3 protein-coding genes are annotated in these 2,173 nt (G+C 52.3%); all 3 read left to right on the top strand.

The features are described 5' to 3' along the window. On the top strand, window positions 1-404 hold a 404-nt coding region (locus tag JUB11_RS32340; protein ID WP_207462920.1), incomplete at its 5' end, for a hypothetical protein. 24 nt (window positions 405-428) lie between these two features. Continuing rightward, window positions 429-608: a hypothetical protein gene (locus JUB11_RS32335; protein WP_207462919.1), complete on the top strand. Its 180-nt coding sequence runs from the start codon at window positions 429-431 to the stop codon at window positions 606-608. A 991-nt stretch (window positions 609-1,599) separates the two neighbouring features. Further along, window positions 1,600-1,893 carry a hypothetical protein gene (locus JUB11_RS32330; RefSeq protein WP_207462918.1) on the top strand — a complete coding sequence of 98 codons (294 nt, stop codon included), beginning with the start codon at window positions 1,600-1,602 and terminating at the stop codon, window positions 1,891-1,893. Window positions 1,894-2,173: the final 280 nt, after the last annotated feature.

The raw sequence follows: 2,173 nt of genomic DNA, 5'->3' as shown, positions 1-2,173 counted from the left end.
GGCGTGCTCTTCACTGCCGATGCCCTTCATTGCCAAAAAACGCCTTTGCCCAAGCCGCGGCCAGCGGTAACGCCCTGCTGGTCCGGGTGAAGGGCAACCAGCCCGGTTTGCGGGATGCGCTGAGTAAGCTGTGCTGCGGTCAAGCCCCCAGGGACGTTCTTGAAACCACCGATCGCCGCCGCCATGGCCGCCAGGAGCACCGGCGGGTCGAGGTGTTCGACGTCGTCAACCAACTCGACGCCGACTGGATCTCTCACGTGGCCTGTGTCGTGCGTGTCTCCCGCTTGACCTACCTGAAGGACACGCGCTCCGGGCTGTGGCCCACGCGCGAGGAGATCGGCCTCTACGCTTGCCAGATCCCGCTCGACGCCCTGACCGCCGCGCGAGCCATCCGAAGCCATTAGGGCATCGAAAACCGAGGCCATCACGTGCGCGACGTGGCTCTCGGCGAGGACGCCAGCCGCATCCGTCACTGGCCGGGCATTATGGCCCGCATCCACTCCTTCACTCTCAACGTGCTGCGTGCCAACGGTGTCGAGAACGTCCGCCAAGCCCTCTACGCCAATGCCCTCAGGCTGGATCGCCTGCTCGCGCTCGGCGTCTCATAAACAGAACTGCATGGCCCTGACTCCTCGGGTGTGTAGAGGCCGAAGATGGAGCCGACAGCCTTCCATAGCTCCTCGATGGCCCTGGCTCCGATGCGTCGAAGATGAGCCTTGTGCGTAGAGAGGGCCAACACGATTGGGGTGAGATCGGAATTCTAGTGAGGCAGGAAAACGAGTCGTAATCTACCTCCCAAGGGGGGTGAGCGCGCCCATGACCCGCAGCGCAAGCCTAACCTGTATCAAAAGCATGCTGCCCTAAAGGCCGAACTAATGGAACACCTCAGATCGTATTCTATTTGCATATGGATGAGGTAAGCACCAATATAAATGCAACGTTTTAGAAAAAACTTTATAAAAGTTGGAGGTCTAGAGCCTAGTTGCGGCTACATCAGCAGCGCAAGAGCTTTTATGAACACATGCACTAGTATGCACCTCGATACGATAAAGAGGGTTTCTCTTGCTAAATAGGTATTGACTCATTGAAATTGCTAGAATTCACTGTGCTTGCCAATCATATGCAAGGAGAGCCAGCCATGCTTAGTTATCATGCAAATGATCTTGGTAAAACGTTCACTATGGGTATGCGGGTTGTCGCATTTCCCTGCGCACTGCTTGCAGCGCTTCTTTGTATTGCTGCGCCAGGATCAAGACCCTCTTACGCTGCGGAGGCGAGTATTCTCCCTCCTGGTTACGAAGTCGTTACATTAAGCACTGGATGGATAAGAGGAAGCACGCAGGAGGTACAGTGCGCTGGTTTGGCAAGGCAACACTATCCAAATCAGCCATATCAAGTGATTTCTGTTCGCGAAGAGCAACAATTCGAAAACCCCACGTTCCGAACGAACTCTCGTTATAACTATCATTGCACGATGCTAGTAAAGGTGCGTAATTAGTGTATACGGGAAAAATGCGGTTAGGTTCTCTTCCACATGTTTGAACCTAGCTCTTGCCTTCTGCACAAGCGAAAACCTAGCTTCTACGTAGGGAGGAAAAGATGTTTGGCTCTAATTTTGGCTTATCTGTTATTCTTGTATGCTCCTTCGCAATAGGAGCTTCAGTGAGTGAAGCTTATGCTGACCAAACTCAGAAGCAATTACAGGAAAATATGAAAAATGCTAATGACGTAAGCAAGCGCCTTGAAAAAGAAAGAGAGCAGCAACGGTTGAATGAATACAATAAAAACGTCGACCGTGAATCCGGGGTATCCCAAAGTAAAGGTGTAGGGGTTGGATCTATTAACAAATCGCCTGCGATAATATATACTCAACCTATGGACAAAAGGAACTAGATCGTCCTTTTGCGCCGGAATAGGATATAGAGTCCATGTCGTGACTATACACGTTTTTTGCCTCGTTTATGATCGGGGTGCCCCAGAAACAGGCTGCAACCACTGCGGCGCTCATGGCGAATTGTAACATGACATTGTATGAACCAGACAATTTTCACAGCATGGCACGCGAGACGCCCGCAACTGCGTCAACGGCGGTCGCGGGCGTTTTTTTACTACCCCGTTGATGGTGCTGTGATTATAGCCTGGGGTATATCACAGTTCGGTGCGATACCCCTCT

The organism is Azospirillum sp. SYSU D00513, assembly GCF_017356015.1.
In the GTDB taxonomy this organism is placed as follows: domain Bacteria; phylum Pseudomonadota; class Alphaproteobacteria; order Azospirillales; family Azospirillaceae; genus Azospirillum.
This window is presented reverse-complemented; position numbering and strand designations above follow the sequence as displayed.

Bases quoted from the DNA above. Each gene is read 5' to 3' on its own strand.
- JUB11_RS32330 (WP_207462918.1), top strand. From the start codon at position 1,600: ATGTTTGGCTCTAATTTTGGCTTATCTGTTATTCTTGTATGCTCCTTC.